15 protein-coding genes are annotated in these 14,785 nt (G+C 75.2%); 7 read left to right on the forward strand and 8 right to left on the reverse strand.

Annotated features, from left to right (window positions below; all coding sequences use genetic code 11):
• Nucleotides 1–11 precede the first annotated feature (11 nt).
• Nucleotides 12–1,064: a winged helix DNA-binding domain-containing protein gene (locus tag ACI795_RS03945; protein WP_457073913.1), complete on the reverse strand. Its 1,053-nt coding sequence runs from the start codon at nucleotides 1,062–1,064 to the stop codon at nucleotides 12–14.
• Between the two features lie 38 nt (nucleotides 1,065–1,102).
• Nucleotides 1,103–1,642: a GNAT family N-acetyltransferase gene (locus tag ACI795_RS03950; protein WP_457073914.1), complete on the reverse strand. Its 540-nt coding sequence runs from the start codon at nucleotides 1,640–1,642 to the stop codon at nucleotides 1,103–1,105.
• 296 nt (nucleotides 1,643–1,938) lie between these two features.
• Here ACI795_RS03950 and ACI795_RS03955 point away from each other — a divergent pair, with 296 nt between their 5' ends.
• Nucleotides 1,939–2,064, forward strand: a complete 126-nt coding sequence (locus ACI795_RS03955; protein WP_457073915.1) for a hypothetical protein — start codon at nucleotides 1,939–1,941, stop codon at nucleotides 2,062–2,064.
• Here ACI795_RS03955 and ACI795_RS03960 read toward each other — a convergent pair.
• Nucleotides 2,047–2,733 (reverse strand): phosphoribosyltransferase, encoded by a 687-nt coding sequence (locus ACI795_RS03960; RefSeq protein ID WP_457073916.1) that lies wholly within the window; start codon nucleotides 2,731–2,733, stop codon nucleotides 2,047–2,049. The two genes, ACI795_RS03955 and ACI795_RS03960, sit on opposite strands and share 18 nt — an antisense overlap.
• A 185-nt stretch (nucleotides 2,734–2,918) precedes the next feature.
• Here ACI795_RS03960 and ACI795_RS03965 point away from each other — a divergent pair, with 185 nt between their 5' ends.
• Nucleotides 2,919–3,128, forward strand: a complete 210-nt coding sequence (locus ACI795_RS03965) for a three-helix bundle dimerization domain-containing protein (protein WP_457073917.1) — start codon at nucleotides 2,919–2,921, stop codon at nucleotides 3,126–3,128.
• A 34-nt stretch (nucleotides 3,129–3,162) separates the two neighbouring features.
• Nucleotides 3,163–4,791, forward strand: coding sequence for an ABC-F family ATP-binding cassette domain-containing protein (locus ACI795_RS03970; RefSeq protein WP_457073918.1), 1,629 nt, complete (start codon nucleotides 3,163–3,165; stop codon nucleotides 4,789–4,791).
• 132 nt (nucleotides 4,792–4,923) lie between these two features.
• On the opposite strand, the gene ACI795_RS03975 is transcribed toward ACI795_RS03970, so the two are convergent.
• The 3 genes from ACI795_RS03975 to ACI795_RS03985 form a co-directional block, all read right to left on the reverse strand.
• Nucleotides 4,924–5,817 (reverse strand): oxidoreductase, encoded by an 894-nt coding sequence (locus ACI795_RS03975; protein WP_457073919.1) that lies wholly within the window; start codon nucleotides 5,815–5,817, stop codon nucleotides 4,924–4,926.
• A gap of 35 nt (nucleotides 5,818–5,852) precedes the next feature.
• The gene (locus tag ACI795_RS03980; RefSeq protein ID WP_457073920.1) at nucleotides 5,853–7,049 is read right to left on the reverse strand and encodes an MFS transporter; all 1,197 of its coding nucleotides are present in this window, start codon (nucleotides 7,047–7,049) and stop codon (nucleotides 5,853–5,855) included.
• A 180-nt stretch (nucleotides 7,050–7,229) separates the two neighbouring features.
• Nucleotides 7,230–8,411: a zinc-dependent alcohol dehydrogenase gene (locus tag ACI795_RS03985; RefSeq protein WP_457073921.1), complete on the reverse strand. Its 1,182-nt coding sequence runs from the start codon at nucleotides 8,409–8,411 to the stop codon at nucleotides 7,230–7,232.
• Nucleotides 8,412–8,763: 352 nt separating this feature from the next.
• On the opposite strand from ACI795_RS03985, the gene ACI795_RS03990 reads away from it, so the two are divergent.
• Complete coding sequence (locus ACI795_RS03990; protein ID WP_457073922.1) at nucleotides 8,764–9,885, forward strand: M23 family metallopeptidase; 1,122 nt, start codon at nucleotides 8,764–8,766, stop codon at nucleotides 9,883–9,885.
• A gap of 150 nt (nucleotides 9,886–10,035) precedes the next feature.
• Nucleotides 10,036–10,920 (forward strand): cation diffusion facilitator family transporter, encoded by an 885-nt coding sequence (locus ACI795_RS03995; protein ID WP_457073923.1) that lies wholly within the window; start codon nucleotides 10,036–10,038, stop codon nucleotides 10,918–10,920.
• A 297-nt stretch (nucleotides 10,921–11,217) separates the two neighbouring features.
• Here the strand turns inward: ACI795_RS03995 and ACI795_RS04000 are convergent, their stop codons facing one another.
• The gene (locus ACI795_RS04000) at nucleotides 11,218–12,765 is read right to left on the reverse strand and encodes an MFS transporter (protein ID WP_457073924.1); all 1,548 of its coding nucleotides are present in this window, start codon (nucleotides 12,763–12,765) and stop codon (nucleotides 11,218–11,220) included.
• Between the two features lie 78 nt (nucleotides 12,766–12,843).
• Here ACI795_RS04000 and ACI795_RS04005 point away from each other — a divergent pair, with 78 nt between their 5' ends.
• Both ACI795_RS04005 and ACI795_RS04010 read left to right on the forward strand, forming a co-directional pair.
• Nucleotides 12,844–13,359, forward strand: a complete 516-nt coding sequence (locus tag ACI795_RS04005) for a metallophosphoesterase family protein (RefSeq protein WP_457073925.1) — start codon at nucleotides 12,844–12,846, stop codon at nucleotides 13,357–13,359.
• Complete coding sequence (locus tag ACI795_RS04010) at nucleotides 13,356–14,243, forward strand: putative RNA methyltransferase (RefSeq protein WP_457073926.1); 888 nt, start codon at nucleotides 13,356–13,358, stop codon at nucleotides 14,241–14,243. The genes ACI795_RS04005 and ACI795_RS04010 overlap by 4 nt, the downstream gene beginning before the upstream one ends.
• A 94-nt stretch (nucleotides 14,244–14,337) precedes the next feature.
• On the opposite strand, the gene ACI795_RS04015 is transcribed toward ACI795_RS04010, so the two are convergent.
• Nucleotides 14,338–14,631 carry a GlsB/YeaQ/YmgE family stress response membrane protein gene (locus tag ACI795_RS04015; RefSeq protein ID WP_457073927.1) on the reverse strand — a complete coding sequence of 98 codons (294 nt, stop codon included), beginning with the start codon at nucleotides 14,629–14,631 and terminating at the stop codon, nucleotides 14,338–14,340.
• Nucleotides 14,632–14,785: the final 154 nt, after the last annotated feature.

Here is a 14,785-nt window from a genome sequence, read left to right on the forward strand (position 1 = left end):
ACCGGGGAACCTCAGGGCAGCGATGCGTACCGCGCGGCGACGGCGGCTGCGACGTCCGCGGGGAGCTCGCCGAACGGCTCCAGCTCCAGCGCCCGGGCCTTCGCCCGGCCGGTGCGCCAGACGGCGACCACCTGACCGCCGTGCACGACGGTGGCCCGGAACATGCCGTTGCCGCCCGGCACGATCCGGTCGGCGACGGCCGCCGGCACCGTGCAGCTGCGGTCGGCGTAGCCCAGCACCAGCTCGTCGAAGCCGGGCAGCAGCAGCACCCCAGCGGCCTCGGCCCGGGCCGCCGCGAGCCGGTCGGGGGTCGCGGGGTCCATCAGGTGCTCGACGCCGGCGACGGTCAGGGACTCCAGGTGCGGCCGTGCCAGCGCGAGCCCGGCCTTCACGTCGCGGACCGTCAGCCCGGCCCACCGCACCAGGTCCTTGACCGTCGCCGGGCCGTGCGAGGCGAAGAAGCGCAGCGCCAGCTCGCCGAGCGCCTCGTCGCGCTCCGGTCGCCGCGACGCGGGCACCCACTCGTCGAGCAGCACGAACTGCTGGTCGCCGTCGGCGGTCGGGCCGAGCACGAGCGTGCCGGTCTGGGACAGCCACCAGAGCAGGTGGTAGCCGCGCTGGCCGGTCGTGGGCACGCCTCCGGCCGAGATCGCCGCGAGCAGCTCGGCCCGGGACGACCGGCCACCTCCGGCAAGGGCGGCGACGGCGACCTCGCGCGCTCGCTCGATCTCGGCGTCGGTGATGCCCAGCGACGCCCGGCGGGCGGACGCACCGGCGAGCACTCGCGGGCCGAGCAGCTCGAGCAGCCAGGGCAGGTCCTCGGCCGCGGTCAGGTGCAGCGTGCCGCGCATCGGCCACGAGCGGACGACGCGGCCGTCGTCCAGCGCCGCGGTGACCGCCGTCCGGGTGCCGGGCGCGGAGCGCAGCGCCACCGACAGCAGCGCCCCGGGCAGGTCCTGACCCTGCACGCAGGTCAGCCAGCGGACGGCCTCCGTCGGTGTCTCCGCGGGTGGGCCGACCAGCCGCTGTGCGGCCAGCCGCAGCAGTGCGAGCTCCTGGGTCACCCGTGCACCTTGGCAGCTGCCACCGACGGGACGGTCGATCAGCGCCGCCGGTGCAGGTAGACCATGCCCTCCGCGTCCGGCTCGGTGGTCAGCGGGCGGAACCCGGCGGCCGCGGCCACGCCGAGGCTCGCGGCGTTGTCCGGCTCGATGCCCAGCACGAACTGCTCGACGTCGGCGAGCTCGTCGCGGTCGAGGAGGGCGCGCAGGGTCGCCGAACCGAAGCCCCGGCCCCACCGTTGCGGGGCCACCACGTAGGCGGCGCCCATGGCCCGGCCGTCGTGGGTGGCGGTGATCCGCTCGGTGACCGGGTCCCAGATGGTCCAGCGGTCGTAGACGTCGCCGCCGATCTGCGCGACCGGGGCGCCGTCCTCGTCCAGGGCCACGAAGCTGTGCGCCCGCAGCACGCGGGCGCCGCGGACCTCCTCGTCGCGCGTCGCGGTCCGCAGGGCGAACTCCCGCGCGGGCCAGGACCGGCCGCCGAGCCGGCGCTGCACCTCCGGGTGGTCGAACCACGGCAGCACGCGGGGCAGCAGCTCCGCCTCGAAGGGCACCAGGCGGACCGTGGGTGCGACGGGCACCCGTCCACCCTGGCGCACTGTCACGCCGACGTCATCCGGAGGCAACGGCGCGGCCCTGGCGTCGTCGGCGACCCAACCGGGGAGGGCGTGCGATGACGGTCGTGCCACTGGTCGATCTGCCGCCGCCGACCCGCTGGCCGAGGTGCGGACCGTGCCCACCCCGGCCGCCGGACCCAGCCGGCACCGGCCGGTGACGGTGGGGGAGCACCTGCGGGCCCGCCGGGACCCGCTCGCCGTCGGCTGACCCCCACCCGACCGGGCCCCGCACCGGGCCCGCCGCCGGTAGCGTCCCGGGGATGATGGGCATGGGTGGGGCCAACGGCCCCGAGGCGGACCGGCGACGGCGGATCGTGGCGACGGTGCTGGTCGTCGCCCTGGTGCTCGGGGTGGGCGCCACCCTGTTCTCACTCCTGCTGGGCTGAGCCCCGCCCCGGGCGGACGGCGGCCCCCACCCGGTCGGCCACCGCCCGGCGCAGCAGATCGACCACCTCGTCGTCGGTGACCTGATCGAAGCGCTGGTAGGCGTCACCCACCGCGCGGAACGGGTCCGGGGTCTCCACGCTGACCAGCTCGTCGGCCGCCGTCCGCAACCGGGCGGCGGCGCCCGGCGCGCAGACCGGGACGGCCAGCACCACCCGGGTCGCGCCGCAGGCCCGGACCGCCGCGCACGCCGCGCGGGCGGTCGCGCCGGTGGCGATGCCGTCGTCGACCACCACCGCGCTGCGCCCGGCGAGCGGCAGCCGCGGGCGCAGGCCCCGGAACCGCTGCACCCGCCGGGCCAGCTCGGCCTGCTCGCGGTCCAGCGCCGCGCGGAACTCCCCGGCCGTCACCCCGGCCCGTTCGGTCACCCGTTCCTCGCGGACCACCGCGCCGCCCTCCGCGACCGCGCCCATCGCGACCTCGGCTGCTCCCGGCACCGGGATGCGCCGGACCACGACGACGTCCAGCGGGGCCCGCAGCGCGGTGGCGACCTCGGCGCCCACGACCAGGCCGCCGCGCGGCAGGCCCAGGACGACGACGTCCGCGCCGGCGAGGTGGCCCAGCTCGGCGGCCAGCCGCCGCCCGGCCTCGGTGCGGTCTCGAAAGGGCACGGTCCACCTCCGCCGACGGAGAACACGACCCCGGACATCGTCCTCCGCGGCGGCCCCCCTGCCCACCCCCTGCCGTGCGGGACGTCCGGCCCTGGCGTGTCGGCCGGCGACGGGTGCACGGTGGACCGGCACGCGCGTCGCCCGCTCTCGCGGCGGCGTCACCGACCACCCGCGGAGGTCCGCCGGTGTCCGTTCCCTCCCCGCTCCCCGACCCCACCGACCCCGCCGTCGGCCAGGCCGTCGACCGGCTCGTCCGCGAGTTCGCCGGCCGCCCGCCGGCGACGGTGACCGCGATCGTCCGCGACGCCCGCACGCAGCTCAGCGGCGCGCCGGCGGGGGCGCTGCCCGAGCTGGTCGAGCGGCTGGCCCGCCAGCGGCTGCGCGCTCCGGGCTGAACCGGCCGGGAACCGGTTTGCCCGGCCCGGCACGATGGCGGGCGTGGGCTACGTGGACGTCACCGGGATCCGGCACACCCTCCCCGACGGGCGGGTACTGCTCGACGACGTCTCCTTCCGGGTCGGCGAGGGCGCCCGTGCCGCGCTGGTCGGGGAGAACGGCGCCGGCAAGACCACGCTGCTGCGGATCATCAGCGGGGACCTGACCCCGGAGGCCGGCTCGGTCGCCCTGGTCGGCGGGCTGGGCGTGATGCGCCAGTTCATCGGTTCGGTCCGCGACGACACCACCGTGCAGCGGTTCCTGGTCGACCTCGCGCCCGCCGCGGTCCGTCGGGCGTGGGACGCCGTGGAGGCCACCGAGCTGGCGATGATGGAGCGCGACGACGAGCCCACCCAGATGGCCTACGCGAATGCGCTGGCCCAGTGGGGCGACGTCGGCGGTTACGACGTCGAGGTCACCTGGGACACCGTGACCGTCGCCGCGCTCGGCGTCCCCTACGAGGGGTGCAAGTACCGCGAGCTGACCACGCTGTCCGGCGGGGAGCAGAAGCGGCTGGCGCTGGAGTGCCTGCTGCGCGGACCCGACCAGGTGCTGTTGCTCGACGAACCGGACAACTACCTGGACGTGCCCGGCAAGCGCTGGCTGGAGGAGCGGCTGCGCGAGACCCGCAAGACGGTGCTGTTCGTCAGCCACGACCGGGAGCTGCTCTCCCGGGTCGCCGACCGGGTGGTCACCGTCGAGGGCGGGACGGCGTGGGTGCACGGCGGCGACTGGGCCGGCTACCCCGCGGCCCGCACCGCGCGGCACGAGCGGATGGCGGAGCTGCGCAAGCGCTGGGACGAGGAGCACGAGCGGCTGGTCGAGCTGGTGCGCACGCTGCAGCAGCAGGCGAAGAACTCCCCGGCCATGACGTCGACCTACCACGCGATGCAGACCCGGCTGGCCAAGTTCGAGGCGGCCGGTGCCCCGCCGGCGCCGCCGTCCGAGCAGCAGGTCACGATGCGCCTGCAGGGTGGCCGCACCGGGGTGCGGGTGCTGGTGGCCGAGCAGCTGGAGCTCAGCGGGCTGATGCGCCCCTTCGACCTGGAGGTCGACTACGGCGACCGGGTGGCGGTGCTGGGGTCCAACGGGGCGGGGAAGTCGCACTTCCTGCGGCTGCTCGCCGGCCAGGACGTCGCGCACACCGGGAGCTGGCGGCTCGGGGCGCGCGTCGTCCCCGGGTTCTTCGCCCAGACCCACGCCCACCCCGAGTGGCTCGACCGCACCCTCGTCGACCTGCTCTGGCACGGCGAACCAGGGCGCCCGGGCGTCGACCGCGGCCGGGCGATGGCCACGCTGCGCCGGTACGGGCTCGCCGCCCAGGGCGACCAGCTGTTCCGGTCGCTGTCCGGTGGGCAGCAGGCGCGGTTCCAGGTGCTGCTGCTGGAGCTGTCCGGCGCCACGCTGCTGCTGCTCGACGAGCCCACCGACAACCTCGACGTGCTCTCCGCCGAGTCGCTGGAGGCGGCGCTGGCCGCGTTCGACGGGACGGTGCTGGCGGTCACCCACGACCGCTGGTTCGCCCGGACCTTCGACCGGTTCGTCGTCTTCGGCGCCGACGGGCGGGTGTACGAGGCCGACGAGCCGGTGTTCGACGAGGCCCGGGTCCAGCGCGCCCGCTGAACCCGGGCCGACCGGTCCCCGACGCGGGCGGCGCGCGCCGCCGGTCGAGTGAGCGGTCCCGGTCGTCGCGGACGGCGTGTCCGCTCGTGTCGGCGACCGGAACTGCTCACTCGGCGTCGGCCGACGGCGGGGTCAGAGGTCGACGTCAGGGTCGCCCGAGCCGCCGATCCGGTCCAGCTCCTGCAGCTCCACCGGCCCCAGCACCCGCATCGCCGCCCGCAGGTTCTCCTCCAGGTGGGCCACCGACTTCGTGCCGGGGATCAGCAGCAGGTTGGGGGATCGGGCCAGCAGCCAGGCCAGCGCGATCTCCATCGGGGTGGCCTCCAGCCGACGCGCCACCGTCTCCAGCGCCGCGGACTGGATGGGGCTGAACCCGCCCAGCGGGAAGAAGGGCACGTAGGCGACGCCCTCGCGGGCCAGCGCGTCGATCATCGGGTCGTCGGCCCGGTGCACCAGGTTGTAGTGGTTCTGCACGCACACCACCGGGGCGATGCCCTGCGCCTCGGCGAACATCTGCGGGGTCACGTTGCTCACCCCGATGTGCTTGACCAGGCCCTCCTGCTGCAGCTCCGCGAGGGCCTCCATCGGCTCGGCCAGCGAGCGCTGCACCGGCTCGGCGAACCCGGGCATCCGCAGGTTCACCACGTCCATCGCCTCGACGCCGAGGTGGTCGAGGTTGTCGTGCACGGCCTGGCGCAGCTCGTCGCGGGACAGCGCCTCGGGCCACTCGCCGTCGGGCGTGCGGCGGGCGCCCACCTTGGTCACGAGGGTGAGGTGCTCCGGGTAGGGGTGCAGCGCCTCGCGGATGATCTCGTTGGTGACGTGCGGGCCGTAGTAGTCACTGGTGTCGATGTGGTCGACGCCGAGCTCGACGGCGCGGCGCAGGACGGCGACGGCGCCCTCCCGGTCGGCCGGCGGGCCCATGACGTGCGGGCCGGAGAGCTGCATGGCGCCGTAGCCGATGCGGTGCACCGTGCGGTCGCCGAGGGTGAACTGGCCGGACTTCTCCGCGGTGGGGACTGTCATGTCCGCCGCCTACCCGGGAGCCGCGTCGCTGAACGTCAGCCGCCCAGGACCGGCTGTCGCGCCTCCGCGGTGGCGGATCCCGAGCTCGGCCGGACGCGGTCCAGGACCGCCGCGACGAGGGCCATGACCGCGCCGGCCAGCGCGAGCCCGACGCCCACCCACATCGGTGCCGTGTAGCCCAGGCCGGCCGAGAGCGCGGCGGCCCCGAACGCGGCCCCCAGCGCGTTGGCCACGTTGAAGGCCGCCTGGTTGGCGGCGGAGACCAGGCTGCCGCCCGGCACCCGGGCCACCTCGATCACCCGGTTCTGCAGGACCGGACCCAGGGAGAACGTGGCGGTGCCGAACAGCACGGTCAGCACGATCGCGGCCACCGGGAAGCGGGCCAGCAACGCGAAGGCCACCAGCAGGGCGGCGGCCGTGGCGAGCACCCCGGTGACGAACGCCATGCCCCAGCGGTCGCCGAGCCGGCCGCCGATCAGGGTGCCGACGGTGGCGCCCACCCCGAAGACGGCGAGCACGGGGGTCACCCAGCTCTCGGGCAGGCCGGCCAGCTCGGTGAGGATCGGGCTGATGTAGCTGTAGACGGCGAACATGGCGGCGCAGCCGATCGTGGTCACCCCCAGCACCAGCCAGACCGCGGGGCGACGGAACGCGACCAGCTCGCTGCGCAGGTCCGCGCGCTCCCCGGAGACCGGCGGCATCCAGGCGAGCAACCCGGCGATGGTGACCAGGCCCAGCCCGGCGACCACCCCGAAGACCAGCCGCCAGCTCAGCTGCTGAGCGAGGAGGGTCCCCAGCGGGACACCGACGACGTTGGCCAGGGTGAGGCCGACGATCATCAGCGAGATGGCCTGGGAGGCCCGGTTGGCGGGCACCAGCCGCCGCGCGGCCACCGCGCCGACCCCGAAGAACGACCCGTGCGCCAGCGCGGTGAAGACCCGGGCGGCCACGAGGGTCGGGTAGTCGGGGGCGAGCGCGGAGAGCGCGTTCCCCACGGTGAACAGGACCATCAGGCCCAGCAGGGTCTGCCGCGGGCTGAAACGCACGCCGAGCGCCGTGAGGGTGGGGGCGCCGATCACCACGCCGATGGCGTAGGCGGAGATGAGCAGCCCGACGGCGGAGACCGAGACGTCGAGCCCTTCGGCGACCTGGGGGAGCATCCCCATCACCACGAACTCGGTGGTGCCGATGCCGAAGGCGCCGATGGCGAGCGCGAGCAGGGCGCGGGGCACGGGTGGGCTCCTCGAGGTGGTGCCGGGGAAGGGGAGGGGACGACGGCGTCCTCCCCGACCCAACGGCATCCGCCGCCGGATCCCGCCCCCGCGTGCCCATGAGGCTCGTCACGTCGTCCGGCGCGCTCCGGGCCGGTGCACGGCAGCAGCCGCGCACCGGCCCGGGGTGGTCGCGCAGGGTCAGGGGGTGAGCAGCACCTTGACCGCGCCGTCCTGCTTCTGGCGGAAGGTCTCGTAGGCCTGCGGCGCCTGCTCCAGCGGCACGTGGTGGGTGGCGAAGCCATCGACGCCCAGCGGGTCGGCGTCGGTGAGCAGCGGCAGGATGTCCGGCACCCAGCGCCACACGTTGGCCTGGCCCATGCGCAGCTCGAGCTGCTTGTCGAAGATGCGCATCAGCGGCAGCGGGTCGGTGGCGCCGCCGTAGACGCCGGAGATGGAGATGGTGCCGCCGCGGCGGACCGCCTCGATCGCGGTGTTCAGCGCGGCCAGCCGGTCGGCGCCGGCCACCTGCATGACCTTCTCCATGATCGCGTCCGGCACGAGGGCGCTGGCCTTCTGCGCCAGCCGGGCGCCCGGCGAGCCGTGCGCCTCCATGCCGACGGCGTCGATGACCGCGTCCGGGCCCCGGCCGTCGGTCTGGTCGCGCACCCAGGCCACCACGTCGGCCTGGTCGGTCGAGTCGAGCACGTCGATCCCGTTCGCCCGGGCGCGGGCCACCCGCTCCGGCACGGTGTCGACGGCGTAGACGGCGGAGGCGCCGAGGTGCTTGGCGATCCGGGTCGCCATGTCCCCGATCGGGCCGAGGCCCAGCACCAGCACCGACCCGCCGGGCACGACACCGGCGTACTGCACGGCCTGCCAGGCGGTGGGAAGGACGTCGGAGAGGTAGACGAACCGGTCATCGGCCGGGCCCTCGGGCACCTTGATCGGCAGCGTGTTGCCGAAGGGGACCCGGAGGTACTCGGCCTGGCCGCCGGGCACCTGGCCGTAGAGCTTCGTGTAGCCGAACAGCGAGGCGCCGAAGCCCTGCTCGCGGTTCTGCGTGGTCTCGCACTGGCTCTGCAGGCCCTGGGAGCACATCCAGCAGGTGCCGCAGGAGACGTTGAACGGGACGACGACCCGGTCACCGGCCTTGAGCTCGGTGACGCCGGGGCCGACCTCGCGGACGACGCCCATCGGCTCGTGGCCGAGCACGTCGCCGACGGTCATGAACGGGGCCATCACCTCGATCAGGTGCAGGTCCGATCCGCAGATGCCACTGGAGGTGATCTCCACGATGACGTCGGTCGGCTCGGTGATGGTCGGGTCGGGGACGGTGTCCACCCGGACGTCGTCCCGGCCGTGCCAGGTCACTGCGCGCATGCGTGAACTCCTCGGGCTCGGGAGGCCCCGGACCGGTCGCGGACGTGCCGGCGACCTGATCGAGGGGCGTGATGTCCCTCGCACCTACCCCTCACGGCGCGTTCGACGCATGACCCGCAAGCAGTCCTGACGTGACTCAGGGTGCATATTTGGCAAGCATTGTTGTGACCCTGGCCACTTGACCGCCTGTGCCTACCCCGCCGAGCACATCACGAACCGGTCACGACGTGTTTTCATGGGCGCCGCGCCTCGCCAGTCGGTTCCTCCGTCGGGCGGGGCGTCGCCCTGACCCCGACGGAAGACTGGTGCTTTGGACCCGCAACATCTCGCCCGGCTCGACGACGACGGGACGATGCGCCGCAGTCGCATCGGCACCGCCGGCAGCTCCACCGCCGGCCCGTCGACCGCGAGCCCCGAGGTGCTCCCGGAGGCGCCCGTCCTCCGGCTGGTCCGCACCGCCGCCGCAGCTCCTTCCGTGGCCTCCCTGGAGCTCGTCGCCCTGGGGGCCGAGCTGGAGCTCTCCGCGGCCTCGCTGACCGCCGGCTGGCCGCTCCCGGTGGGCCCCGCCCGCCGCACCGTGCCCGCCGTGTCCGACACCTGGCCCCTGCCGGTGACGGCGGAGGTCGCCGACGACCGCGTGGCGGAGCAGTTCGCCGACGCGGCCGAGCACGGTGAGCCGGCGCTGGCCCCGCGCGAGGTCGTCGCCGCCGTCGCCGCCGGCCGGGGTGCCCGCCACGGGCGCCCGCCGGAGCCGGCCCGCCGTCCCGCGCTCTACCTGGCCGCGGCCCTGGTCGGCGCCGCCGGTCTCGCGCTGACCGCGGCCGGCGAACCGACCGCTCAGCCCGCGCACGCCGCCGCGGACGGCCCGGTGAGCGTCGCGGAGGAGCTGGGGCTGACGGAGTCCGACCGCCCGACGATCACCGGGGACGCCGCCACCTCCCGGCTGCGCGACCTGGTGGCCACCCGTGCCGAGCGCGAGGACGCCCAGGTGGCCGCCGCCCAGGCGCAGGCCGACGCCGACCGGGCCGCCACCGAGGCGGCCGAGGCCGCGGCCGCAGCCGCTGCCGAGGCGGCCCGCCCGAAGGCCGTGCTGCCCGTCCAGGGTGCGCGGCTGACCAGTGGCTTCGGCTACCGGTGGGGCACGCTGCACGCCGGGATCGACTTCGCTGCGCCGCTGGGCACCCCCGAGTACGCGGTCATGGACGGCGTGGTGATCCGCGCCGGTGCGGCCAGCGGCTTCGGGCTGGCCGTCTACGTCCAGCACGCCGACGGTGACGTCACCGTCTACGGCCACATGCAGGAGATCCTGGTCTCCGAGGGGCAGACGGTCCGGGCCGGCGACACCATCGCCCTGCTCGGCAACACCGGCCAGTCGACCGGGCCGCACCTGCACTTCGAGGTGCACCGCGGGGGTCTGGACGGCGAGCGGATCGACCCGCTGCCCTGGCTGCGGGACCGCGGCGTCGAGGTCTGAGGAGCTGCCCCCGCCTCTCGACGGGGGGCCGGTGCTGGCGTGAACGCCTGACATGCGGGATCGTGCATGTCAGCAGTTCGACCGGCCGGGAGGGCGTTGATGGGTCACGGGCACAGCCACGGGCACGCCCACGGGCACGCCGCAGGGACGGTGTCGGCTGCCCACCGCGGCCGGCTGGCGCTCGTGCTGGCCCTCACCGGCAGCGTCTTCGTCGTCGAGGTCGTCGGCGCCCTGCTGTCCGGGTCGCTGGCCCTGCTGGCCGACGCCGCCCACATGGCCACCGACGCCCTCGGCATCGGGATGGCGCTCGCCGCGGTCACCCTCGCCCAGCGGCCGGCCCGCGGCCGGCGCACCTTCGGCCTCCAGCGGATCGAGGTGCTCGCCGCCGTCGCCAACGGCCTGCTGCTGCTGCTCGTCGGTGGCTACGTGGTCGTGGAGGCGGTGCGCCGGATCGGGAACCCGCCGGAGATCCACTCGGGCTGGATGCTCGGCGTCGCCGTCCTCGGCCTGCTGGTGAACCTGGGCTCGCTCGCCCTGCTGCGCCGCGGTCAGGGGGAGTCGCTGAACACCCGCGGCGCCTACCTCGAGGTCCTCGGTGACGCGCTCGGCTCGGTCGCGGTCATCGTCGCCGGCGTCGTCATCTGGACCACCGGCTGGACCGGCGCCGACGTCGTCGCCTCCCTCGCCGTCGGGGCGCTCGTCCTGCCCCGGGCCTGGTCGCTGCTGCGGGAGGCGCTGGACGTGCTGCTGGAGGCCGCGCCGCGGGGGGTCGACCTCGCCGACGTGCGCACCCACGTGCTCGGGGTGCCGGGCGTGCTCGAGGTGCACGACCTGCACGCGTGGACGATCACCTCCGGCCTCCCGGTGCTGTCCGCCCACGTCGTCGTCACCGACGAGGTGCTCGCCGAGGGCCACGGCGGCCGGGTGCTCGACGCCCTGTGCGCGTGCCTGGGTGACCACTTCGACCTCGAGCACTGCACCTTCCAGCTGGAGGCGGCCGGGCACTCCGACCACGAGGCGCCCGTCCACGACTGAGGCGGCGCCCGGTCGGCGAGGGCGTCCAGCGTTCGTCCCCGGCGCGGCGAGCCGTGCGGCGAGGTTCGCAGCCCGGTCCGCGAAGGACTGCCAGTCCGGGGCGCTGCGCCGCAGCAGGGGGAGCGCCGCGTCCCGCGGGCAGACGCGCTCGGTCCACCCGCAGACCCGACACGCGGCAGGCCGGACCGTCGTGCGGCGATGCTCGACCCGGCCGACCGGCCGGCACAACTGGTCGAGGGACGACAGCGGCGCCCGCCTCCCCGAGGGGAGACGGGCGCCGTCGAGGCGCGCCGGGGCTCAGCCGGCGTGGACGATCGCCTCCGGTCCGGTGGGCAGGTCCTCCTTGGTGGCCTTGATCAGCACCGCGGAGACCAGCGCACCGATGACCAGCAGCACCGAGGCCCAGGTGAAGGCCGTGGTGTAGCCCTCCACCTGCGCGGCCAGTCCGACGGCCGGGTCGGTCGGGTCCTGGCCGGCGGTGACCGCGTCGGTGACCGCCGCGGTGATCGCACCTACCGACAGCGTCGCCAGCAGCGCTGTGCCGATCGAGGCGCCCACCTGCTGCGTGGCGTTCAGCAGCGCGCTGGCGGCACCGGCGTCGTGCTCCCCGGCGCCGATCAGCGCCAGGTTGGACAGCGGCACGAAGGTGAAGCCCAGGCCCAGGCCCAGCAGCAGCTGGCCGGGGAAGGCCAGCGCCCAGAACGAGGTGTCCACGTCCAGGAAGGACATGGTGAACAGCCCGGCGGCGGCGAGCAGCCCACCGACGACCATCAGCGGCTTCGGGCCGACCCGCGGCACCAGACCGCTGGCCGCGCCCGCGGAGATCAGCACGCCCAGCGTCGTCGGCAGCGAGGCGAAGCCCGCGGCGACCGGCGTGTAGTCCAGCACCTGCTGGAAGTACAGGCTCAGGAAGAAGAACGCGCCGATGAGCCCCGCGCCGACCAGGGTCGAGGTGAGGTAGGCGCCGCCCCGGTTGCGGTCCAGCACCAGTCGCATGGGCAGCAGCGGGTTGCGCACCCGCAGCTCCAGGACGACGAACGCGGCGACGAGCACCACGCCGACGGCGATGAAGGTCAGCGCCGGCCCGTTGGTCCAGCCGCTCTCGGTGCTGCCGGTGTCGGCGTTGGCCTGGGCGGCCTCGGCCACCCGGGTGAAGCCGTACACGAACGACGCCAGGCCCAGGGTGATCAGCACGGCGCCGGGGATGTCGTAGCTGGTCTCACCGGGGGCCTTGCTCTCCGGGACCACCGGGATCGCCGCGACGATGGCGATGATCGCCACCGGCACGTTCACCCAGAAGCACCAGCGCCAGTCGGCGTACTCGGTGAGCACCCCGCCGAGCAGCAGCCCGACGGCCGAGCCGCCACCGGCGATCGCGCCGTAGACGGCGAAGGCCTTGGCGCGCTCCTTGGCGTCGGTGAAGAGCACCGTGATCAGCGCCAGGGACGCAGGCGCGAGCAGGGCGCCGAAGGCACCCTGCAGGGCGCGGGCGGCGAACAGCAGCTCCTCGTTGGGCGCGAAGCCGCCCAGGGCGGAGGCGACCGCGAAGCCGGCTGCGCCGACCAGGTAGGTGCGCTTGCGGCCCCAGAAGTCGGCGATCCGGCCGCCCAGCAGCAGGAAGCCGCCGAAGGTCAGGGTGTAGGCGGTGACGATCCACTGCTGGGACGCCGGGCTGATGTCCAGGTCGGTGGAGACCGCGGGCAGCGCGATGTTCACGATGGTCGCGTCGAGGATGACCATCAGGACGGTCACCGCGATGACCGCGAGAGCCAGCCACCGCTTCGGGTAGGGCTCGGAGTTCGGGGTGATCCCCACGTCCGCGGAGGTGGGGGAGGTGTCGCTCACGTCGTCGTCCTCAATCGTTCGTACCGGTCGGCCGATGCGTCGGCCGGAGGGAAGGTAGCGGGCTGCGACGATGCAGTCGTGGCGGTTTCCGTGGTGTTCATCTCCGACACGCACGTCCCGAAGCGCGCGCGTGACCTGCCTCATTCCCTGTGGACGGCGATCGAGGCGGCCGACGTGGTGTTCCACGCCGGCGACTGGGTGGACGTCGCCCTGCTCGACGAGCTGGAGCAGCGCTCGCGGCTGCTGGTCGGGGTGGTCGGCAACAACGACCACGGCGTGCTGCGCGAGCGGCTGCCGGAGGAGGCGTGGATCGAGCTCGACGGCGTCCAGTTCGCCGTCGTCCACGAGACCGGCCCGGCCAGGGACCGCGAGCAGCGCTGCGCCAAGCGCTTCCCGGACGCCGACGTGCTCGTCTTCGGGCACAGCCACATCCCCTGGGACACCACCGCCGACACCGGGCTGCGGCTGCTGAACCCCGGCTCGCCCACCGACCGCCGCCGGCAGCCGCACGCCACCTACCTGACCGGGGTCGCCGACGGCGGCCGGCTGACCGACGTGGTGCTGCACCGGCTCCCGCCGCGGACCTCGGCATGACCCCGCCGCCGCTGCCGCCCGCGGCGGTGGCGCTGCTGGCCTGCCCGGTCTGCGGCGCGGCACTGCACGAGCGGCCGGCCGGGCTCGGCTGCCCGAACGGGCACGCGTTCGACCGGGCCCGGCAGGGGCACGTCACCCTGCTGCCCCCCGGTGGGACGCCCTTCGCCGGCGACTCGGCCGAGATGGTGGCCGACCGGGCCGCGTTCCTCGCCGCCGGCCACTACGCCGGGATCACCGCGGCGCTCGGGGACACGGCCCTGGCCGGGCCGCCCGTGCGCACCGTGCTGGACGCCGGTGGTGGCACCGGTGCGCACCTCGCCGGCGTGCTGGAGCGCGCCCCGGACGCCGTCGGCGTGGTGCTGGACGCCTCCCGCTACGCCGCCCGCCGGGCGGCCCGCGCGCACCCACGGGCGATGGCGGTCGTGGCCGACAGCTGGTCGCGGTGGCCGGTGCGCGACGCGGCCGTGGACCGGGTGCTGGTGGTCTTCGCCCCGCGCAACGGGGCCGAGACGGCGCGGGTGCTGCGGCCCGGCGGCCGGCTGGTCGTGGTCACCCCGGCCGCCGAGCACCTGGCCTCGCTGGTCGGGCCGCTCGGGCTGCTCACCGTCGACCCGGCGAAGGCCGACCGGCTGGCCGCCGCGCTCGAGCCGCACCTGCAGCCGGTCGGGGCATCGCGGCACCGGGAGGAGCTGCTGCTCGACCACGCGGCGGTGCGCACGCTGGTGGGGATGGGGCCGCACGCGCGGCACCTGGCACCCGGGGAGCTGGCCGGGCGGGTGGCCGCGCTGGCGGAGCCGGTGCGGGTCCCGGTGGCCGTCGACGTCACCACCTGGGCGGTCGGTCCGGCCCCGTCCGGAGGCTCCGCCCGAGCGGGCGAGGGCTGAGCAGGACGGGGCCCGCATCGCACGACGAGGGCCCGGCCGCGGTGGCCGGGCCCTCGTCGTGCGGCGGTGCTGCCCGCGTCGTCGCGGGCGGGCGTCAGCGGGTGACGCGGCGGTTCTTGCTGGTGGCGGCGACGTAGATGCCGAGCACCACGATGGCGCCGATGATCGAGCCGATGATGCCCGACGGGCCGATCTCGAACTCGCCGTGGAAGATCAGGCTGCCGAGCAGGTTCCCGACGAGCGACCCGATGATGCCCAGCACGATGGTGGCGAGGATCCCCATGGACTGCTTGCCGGGGATGACCGCGCGGGCGATGAAGCCGGCGATGGCGCCGATCACGATCAGGACGATGATGTTCCAGAGCACGGTGGTGACCTCCGGTGACACGGCGCGACCGCCGGCGCCGGGACGTCCGGCGCAAGATCATCAGTGCCCGCCGGGTCTGGGTGCCAAACCGGTGCGACCGGTCGCTCCCGTCCGCGTCACCTGATCGGGCGAACGCCTCGCACCGGTCCGCCGCGGTCCTGACCAGGACGGATCC

The sequence above is a fragment of the Modestobacter sp. SYSU DS0290 genome, assembly GCF_054050955.1.